9 protein-coding genes are annotated in these 6,900 nt (G+C 70.6%); 2 read left to right on the top strand and 7 right to left on the bottom strand.

Annotated elements, in window-relative coordinates; translation table 11 throughout:
* The 4 genes from AB0M20_RS19910 to AB0M20_RS19895 all read right to left on the bottom strand — a co-directional run.
* The coding region (locus AB0M20_RS19910) for a beta-galactosidase (protein ID WP_364300116.1) at nucleotides 1–566 on the bottom strand (566 nt) is incomplete at its 3' end.
* Nucleotides 567–620: 54 nt separating this feature from the next.
* Nucleotides 621–2,330, bottom strand: coding sequence for a protein kinase (locus AB0M20_RS19905; protein ID WP_364300114.1), 1,710 nt, complete (start codon nucleotides 2,328–2,330; stop codon nucleotides 621–623).
* 113 nt (nucleotides 2,331–2,443) lie between these two features.
* A complete protein-coding gene (locus tag AB0M20_RS19900; protein WP_364300112.1) occupies nucleotides 2,444–2,806 on the bottom strand; it encodes a nuclear transport factor 2 family protein in 363 nt (120 codons plus the stop codon).
* On the bottom strand, nucleotides 2,803–3,948 hold the full coding sequence (locus tag AB0M20_RS19895) for a serine hydrolase domain-containing protein (RefSeq protein ID WP_364300110.1): 1,146 nt from the start codon (nucleotides 3,946–3,948) through the stop codon (nucleotides 2,803–2,805). Before AB0M20_RS19895 ends, AB0M20_RS19900 begins: the two co-directional genes overlap by 4 nt.
* Nucleotides 3,949–4,029: 81 nt before the next feature.
* Here AB0M20_RS19895 and AB0M20_RS19890 point away from each other — a divergent pair, with 81 nt between their 5' ends.
* The gene (locus AB0M20_RS19890) at nucleotides 4,030–4,485 is read left to right on the top strand and encodes a hypothetical protein (RefSeq protein WP_364300108.1); all 456 of its coding nucleotides are present in this window, start codon (nucleotides 4,030–4,032) and stop codon (nucleotides 4,483–4,485) included.
* Here AB0M20_RS19890 and AB0M20_RS19885 read toward each other — a convergent pair.
* The 3 genes from AB0M20_RS19885 to AB0M20_RS19875 all read right to left on the bottom strand — a co-directional run bounded on the left by AB0M20_RS19885 (nucleotide 4,475) and on the right by AB0M20_RS19875 (nucleotide 5,829).
* Nucleotides 4,475–4,903 carry a VanZ family protein gene (locus tag AB0M20_RS19885; RefSeq protein WP_364300106.1) on the bottom strand — a complete coding sequence of 143 codons (429 nt, stop codon included), beginning with the start codon at nucleotides 4,901–4,903 and terminating at the stop codon, nucleotides 4,475–4,477. The genes AB0M20_RS19890 and AB0M20_RS19885 overlap by 11 nt on opposite strands.
* Before the next feature lie 78 nt (nucleotides 4,904–4,981).
* Nucleotides 4,982–5,467, bottom strand: a complete 486-nt coding sequence (locus AB0M20_RS19880; RefSeq protein WP_364300104.1) for a GNAT family N-acetyltransferase — start codon at nucleotides 5,465–5,467, stop codon at nucleotides 4,982–4,984.
* Nucleotides 5,468–5,472: 5 nt separating this feature from the next.
* Nucleotides 5,473–5,829 carry an STAS domain-containing protein gene (locus tag AB0M20_RS19875; RefSeq protein WP_364300102.1) on the bottom strand — a complete coding sequence of 119 codons (357 nt, stop codon included), beginning with the start codon at nucleotides 5,827–5,829 and terminating at the stop codon, nucleotides 5,473–5,475.
* 261 nt (nucleotides 5,830–6,090) lie between these two features.
* Here AB0M20_RS19875 and AB0M20_RS19870 point away from each other — a divergent pair.
* A partial coding sequence (locus AB0M20_RS19870; protein ID WP_364300100.1) for an AraC family transcriptional regulator occupies nucleotides 6,091–6,900 on the top strand: 810 nt, incomplete at its 3' end.

Genomic DNA, 6,900 nt, shown 5'->3' with positions numbered 1-6,900 from the left:
GTGTAGTGCTGCGACCAGAACCAGGTGCCCCAGGCGTCATTGAGCGCGTCGATGGACCGGTATTTGTCCCGCAGCCAGCTTCGGAACGCGGCCGCGGCCTGGTCGGAGTAGTCGTACGCGGCGTGGCAGCCGAGCTCGTTGTTGATGTGCCACAGCACCACCGCCGGGTGGTCCTTGTAGCGGTCGACGGTGTGGCGGACCAGGTCGGCGGCGAGCCGGCGGTAATCCGGCGAGGTGGCCGCGTAGTGCTGCCGTCCGCCGGGCCAGCGGGTCGCGCCCTCGCGGGTCTCGGTCAGCATCGCCGGGTATTTGGCGGCTGCCCACGGCGGCGGCGACGCGGTGCCGGTGGCCAGATCGACCTTGATGCCACCGGCGTGCAGCCCGTCGATCACCCGGTCGAGCCAGTCGTAGTCGAACACGCCCTCATCCGGCTGGATCCGCGCCCACGAGAAGACGCCGACCGTGGCCATGTTCACGCCCGCCCGCTGCATCAGCTGGACGTCCTCGGCCCAGACCTCTTCCGGCCACTGCTCGGGGTTGTAGTCGCCGCCATACCAGATCGTCATCGCCCCAGTATGGTTCGGCTTCCGGCCCGCGGTAAGCGTTGATCTACGTACCGGTCACAGCGGCAGGGTCACCGGCGTCGGCACGCCCGCGACGCAGGTGACCGTCATCCGGATCCTCGAGCTCTTCGCCTTGAAGATGACCGAAGCCGTGACGCCCGGTCCCGGGTCGGCCCGCTGCACCTCGTAGGGCTGCTGCGGATCCCAGCTCAGCAGCGTGACGTTGCCCTTCGCGCACTCGGCGACGACCGAGCCGCCCTTCGAGGTGAGCGTCTTGGTGTTGACACCCGCGGGTGCGCTGGTGGCCGGCGGTTCCGAGCTCGCCGCCGGCGAGTCGCTGCGCGCGCTGGGTGCGACGGTCACGCCTTCGCCGGGTACGAGCGAACTGGGCGTGCCCGCGGCGCTGGAGCTCACCGGGTCCCCGCTCGGCGTGGGCCCCTGCCCCGCGACGCCGTTCGGGGCAACGCCACCCGCCGTGCGCGCCGGGTCGGCCGCGGTCGCCGCGGAGGGCCGGATCGCCGCGCCGGCGCCGATCGCTTCCCGTGCGCCGCGCGGGCCGTCGGCCTCGGCCGGCAGGAAGTTCCACACGAGGAGAGCGGCCACCACAGCGGCGGCGAGGCCGCCGCCGGCGAACAGCAGGCGCCGCCGATTGACGCCGTTTCCCGGGTGCGCCTCCCGGCCGCCGGGCCGCGCAGCCGTTCCGGCCACCGGCGCGCCGTTGTCGGTCTTGCTCCCGGGCCCGGCCGCACGCAGCACGTTGCCCTTACCCGCCCCGCCCGGATTCGCGCCACTCAGGCTTGCGCCGGCGTCGCCCGGGGCACGGCCGGCGCCAGCGGCCTCACCGCCCTCCGCCGCTCGCGACGAGTTGCTGTTTTTGTCCACCTTGGTCAGGGCGGCGACGAGCGGACCGGCGTTCCGGGGGCTGTCGTTCCGGCCACTGTGCAGCTCCGGCGGCATGTCGGCCGCCTCCATCAGGATCGACGACGCCTCGGCCGCCGTCGGCCGCGCCGCCGGATCCTTCAGCAGGCACTGCTGCACCAGGCCGGTGATCTCGGCCGGGACGCCGGTGACCTGCGGCATCGGGTCCGGCTCGATGTAGACGTGCGCATCCAGCATCTGTGTCGTGCTGTCGACGCTCCACGGGGACGAGTTGGTCAGCAGCCGGTAGAGCAGGACGCCCAGCGCGTACACGTCGGAGGCGGGCTCGATCCGGTCGCTGAGCAGCCGCTCCGGGGCCAGGAAGGCGGGCGTGCCGAGCAGCTCGTCGTCGGGCCGTCCCGGCCCGGCCGCCGCGGCGATGCCGAAGTCCACCACCTTGGCCCGGGCCGGCGTCACCATCACGTTGGCCGGCTTGATGTCGCGGTGCACCAGTCCGTAGGCGTGCGCCGCCGCCAGCGCGGCCGCCACCTCGCCGCAGATCCGGAACACCGACCGCGGCGGAATCGGACCCTTTTTCACTCGTTCGGCTAACGTCGGTCCGTTGATCAATTCCATCACGACGTAGGACAGACGCGTCCCGTCGTCGTCGGACTCACCGAAGTCGTAGACCTGAGCAATATTCGGATGTGAGAGATTGGCCGCCGCCCGCGCCTCGGCCCGGATCCGCGCGCGGTAACTCTCGTCAGCGGCATATCTCCCGGCCAGGAGCTTGATCGCGACCGGACGATTGAGCACCTCGTCGTGTGCTTTCCACACCACGGCCATGCCGCCGCTGCCGAGCTGGTTCAGCAGCTTGTAGCGCCCGCCGAGCCTCTGCTGCACCTCCACCCGAGGCAGTCTGCCCGCCCGTCCCCGAATTCGCTAACCGGCCGCCGCAGAAATCATTCATGTCCACGAATTGAGTAGGTCCCTATGCCGCTTTTGCCGGACCGCTCCCGCACTCAGCTGCTCTCCGACTGATCCATCCACCATTCGGTGAACTGCCGGGCCTGCCCCGCACTGTCCAGTCGGAGCACCCACAGATTGCTGTAGCGCCGGTCGGGATACACCGTCTCGCCCTGAATGATCGCCACGTCGTCGGTGACGATCAGCGGGTGCCACGAGAAGGTCCACGACCCCGGCTCGTCGAGCCGGGCGAGCCACTTCGAGACGATCTCCGCGCGCCCTCGCCACGGGGTGGCCCACGGCTCCGGGAAGTAGGCCGCGTCCTCGGCGAACAGCTCACCGATCTCCGCCGGGTCGTTGCTCGTCCACGCACGCTCGTAGTTGCCGATCCATGCGGTGACCGCGTCCAGGCTGGTCATGACTTGCCGGCCAGCGCGATGAACTCGGTCATGGCGCCGCCCCACAGGAAGTCGGACACCTGGGTCAGGCCGATCGCGATCAGCCGCTCACCCGGATCGTTGAACCAGTCGGTGCCGTAGCCGCCGGACCACCCGTAGCGCCCGCTCGCCTCGACCGCCATGCCGAAGCCCCAGCCCGCGCCGCCGAGCAGCTGCCCGCCGCTCGCGATCTGCTCGGGGGTCAGATGGTTGGTGGTCATCAGCTGCACCGAGTGCGCCGACAGCACCCGGGTGCCGCCGTGCACACCGCCGTTGAGCAGCATCCGCGCGAAGGCGAGGAAGTCGTCCGCGGTCGAGGCCAGCCCGCCCGCACCGGACGGGCAGGGCGGCTCCGCCAGCCACTGGTCGGGTGTGGTCGCCGGGTTCTCCTGGAGCTCGCCGGTCTCGTCCCGCGACAGATATTGCACCGGCAGCCGCTCGGCGAGCTCGGCCGGCAGCGAGAAGCCGGTGTGCGTCATGCCCAGCGGCTCGAACAGCCGCTCGGCCAGCACCTGCCCCAGCGGCTGCCCGGTGGCGCGGCTGATGAGCGCACCGAGCACCAGGGACCCGGTGTTGTACATCCACTTCTCCCCCGGCTGGGCGATCAGCGGCAGGCTCGCGAACCGCCGCACCCACTCGTCGACCCCGAACGGCGACCGTGGCTCCGGCGGCCCGAACATCAGATCCAGCTCCAGGGCCCGCCGCACCACCGGCACCGGGGGGTCGAAGTCGGGCTCGACGATCATGCCGTAGCCCAGCCGGAAGGTCAGCAGATCCTGCACCGTCACCTGCCGCTTGCGGGCAACCGTGTCGTCGAGCTCCGCGTCATAGGCCCGCAGCACCCGCTGGCCCTCCAGCTCGGGCAGCAGCCGGTAGATCGGCTCCTCGAGATCGAGCAGATCATCCTCGACCAGCGCCATGGTGGCCGCGGCGACCACCGGTTTGGTCATCGAGGCGATCCGGAACGGCGTGTCGCGGCGCATCGGCTCGTCACCGCCGACCCGCGTCACGCCGATCGCGTCGACGGTCACGTCGTCATCGCGGGCGATCACCGTCACCATGCCGGGGAACTCGCCCTTGTCCACTCGCGCGGCCATCGCCGCGTGCAGCTCGTCGGAAGCCATGTGACACACCCTGCCAGGGCAGTACGACATTTTCCGAGCGGCATTTCAGCGACTGTCGTAGCCGCTGGCTAATCTCCCGGCATGACGACTCAGCAGCAGTGGCGGCACCTGCCCGTCGCGGCCCGCCCGATCGCCGCGGCGGCGCAGGCCGCCGTCACGGCCACGCGCGCGCACGACGACGAGGCGCTGGCCTCGGCGATCACCGCCCTGGCGGCGCTCGACCCGGCCCAGGTCGGCCTGATCCTGGGCACGTGCGTGCGTCTGCTGCTGGAGCACCGCCATCCCGACGGGCTCACCGGCGACGAGGTGCGCGCGGTCCTGGTGGCGGCGGTCGGCGACGGCGCCGATCCCGAGGTCACCCTGGTGCTGCTGGCCGGCGCCCTGGGTCTCGACCACGAGGTGGAGGCGGCGCCCGCGCCGGCCGCGCTGGCCCGTGACGCCGTCCTGCTGCTGACCGGTCAGCTCGGCGAGCAGCCGGTCGAGCCGTGGCTCGAGGCCGCGCTGAGCGAGATCGAGCGCGCCCAGCTCAACGACTGACCGTCTTCTCGCGGACGTTCCCCATGATCAGCCGCAGCAGTCCCAGCCCGAGGAGGGCTCCGGCGGTGTTCGCGATCAGGTCGTTGATGTCGACGGTGCGGCGCGAGTTCAGCTCGATCAGGAAGAGCAGCTGGGTCAGCTCGATGGTCAGGCTGGTGCCCAGGGCGAGCAGGGCCAGCCGGCCGACCGGCCGCGCCCGGCGCCACAGCAGCGGCACCAGCGCGCCGAAGGGGACGAACATGATGACGTTCGCGATCATGCTGACCGGCTCGACGTCGAAGGGCACCAGCTGGACCATCACCCACCACGGCGGTTGCCAGTAAAGGTGCGGGCGCGGGTTCGGCACCACCGTGATGGCGAGCACGCTCAGCGCGTACACGACGAAGAACGTACCCACGATGAGTCGTTGTCGCGTCACCAGCGCAAGGCTAGCCGCGCCTCGCGAAGATCAACGAACCATCGCGTGACGCGCCGCCGGACGGCCCCGGGCGGCGCCTCAGCCGCCCGGGCCGGCCCACGGCTCGGGCGCCGCGTAGTGCCGGAGCACGACCCTCTCGCCGCGCGGTCCGGCCCAGCCGGCTTCACTGGTGTGGGTGAATCGCCAGCCCGCGGCCTCGTAGAAGGCGACGGCGGCCGACCTGCCCTCGTCGACGAGGTTCAGAGTCGGCCGGAGCCGCTGCTCGGCGGCCCACTCGACCGCGCGGCGCAGCAGCTCGGTGGCGACCGACAGACGCCGCGCGGCCGGGTCGACGAAGAGCCGGGACAACTCGGCCTCCGACTCGCCGACGGCCTGCAGCGCAACGTGCCCGGCGATCACGCCGCCGGAGGCTGCGACCCAGGCGCGCAGCAGACGCGGCGGGGTGAGCCACGCCCGCGGATCGGCCGGCCAGTTCAGCGGGTACCCATCGGCCGCATGCGTGAGCCGCAGCGCCGCGACGCATCCCTCGAGATCGTCATCGCGCCGGTCACGAACGACAACCACAGCGGTCAGGACGGGCGCAGGCCCACCTGGCTGCGAGGGGACGGCGGCTCGGCGCAGCCCAGCAGGCCGACCAGGCCGGACACCCAGAGCTGGCGGTAGACCGTCGGGCTCGGGTGGCTGACGACCAGCTTGACGTTGCTGGCCGCGGCCGCGTGGAAGCACGCGACCAGGATCCCGATGCCGATGCTGTCGATCAACATCACCCGCTGGAGATCGAGGCAGATCTTGCCCGGCGTGGTGGAGGTGAGCGCGTCGTTGACGGCGTCCCGCATCACGTGAGCGTTGTCGAGATCAATCTCGCCACTCGGGGCGATCTCAACGGTGCCATCGGCCAACTGGCGCGTGGTGATCGGCAGATACACGGCTGCCCTCTTCCTGGCGTCGCACTGCCGACGCCGGCCTCGACCGCGGATGGCGATGCGCCGACCAGCGCATGCCAGGCGTCTGCCCAAGACGCCTTCCGGGACCGCGTTCCAACAACATTCCGCTGGTCTGCAAGTTACGCCACGTAGGCGTGGAACGCCAGAGTAGTTCATATGGCCGGAATGTGCTGGATCGGTCATGGACCCCCATCGACGTTGACGATGGACCCCCGCATCCGAATACTCGCCGTATGCGTCAAAGTGCTCTACGAGATGAGTGATCGCGATCCCGGTGGTTCACCGGAAGTGTTGCCGTCTCCCAAGATCGCCCAGTTCATCAGCGTCGACGTCGATGAAGTGCGGGCTCTGCTAAACCGTTTCTTCTATCCGATCGCCGTTGGCGTGCCCCAACGAGCCGAGGACTTCAAGGTCGGTCTCGATGTGATCCGTCTCGGACCCGTGACGGTCGGCTGCATCACCTTCAGCGCCCCGACCACCCTCAGCGCGTCGGAACTGGACGCCTATCACGTGACCATGCCGACGGTCGGCCGATGCCTCACCCGGCATGCCGGTCGCGAGGTCACCGCGAGTCCCGAGACCGCCGCCGTTTTCGGGCCCGGCAACCCTGTGTACGCGTTGCACGAGGCGGATTCGGCCGTGCTCGGCATCAAGGTCGAACGGCCCGCGCTCGAGGCGGAGCTCTCCGCCATGCTCGATCACCCGATCCAGGGACCCCTCGATCTCCCTGCCGCGATCAATGTCGACGGCGGCTTGGGCCACAAGTGGCGCCGCGCCGTGCAACTGCTGCAGGACGAGTCGAACCACCCCGACGGCCTGATCAACCAGCCGCTGATCGGTGCACGCATCCGCCATCTGCTGATGAGCGGCCTGCTCGTCGCCCTGCCGCACCGCTACCAGCGTGAGCTGCTGGCCCCGCCGCGCCGGAGCTCGCCGCGTGCGATCCGCCGCGTGCAGGAAGCCATCCAGGGCGAGCCCGAGCGGCCGTTCGCCGTCACCGACCTGGCCGCGATCGCCGGCGTCAGCGTGCGCTCCCTGCAGGACGGTTTCCGC

This window comes from Actinoplanes sp. NPDC051633, assembly GCF_040681735.1.
GTDB lineage: Bacteria > Actinomycetota > Actinomycetes > Mycobacteriales > Micromonosporaceae > Actinoplanes.
The sequence above is the reverse complement of the archived record's forward strand: the minus strand, read 5'-3'. Positions and strand labels throughout refer to the sequence as shown.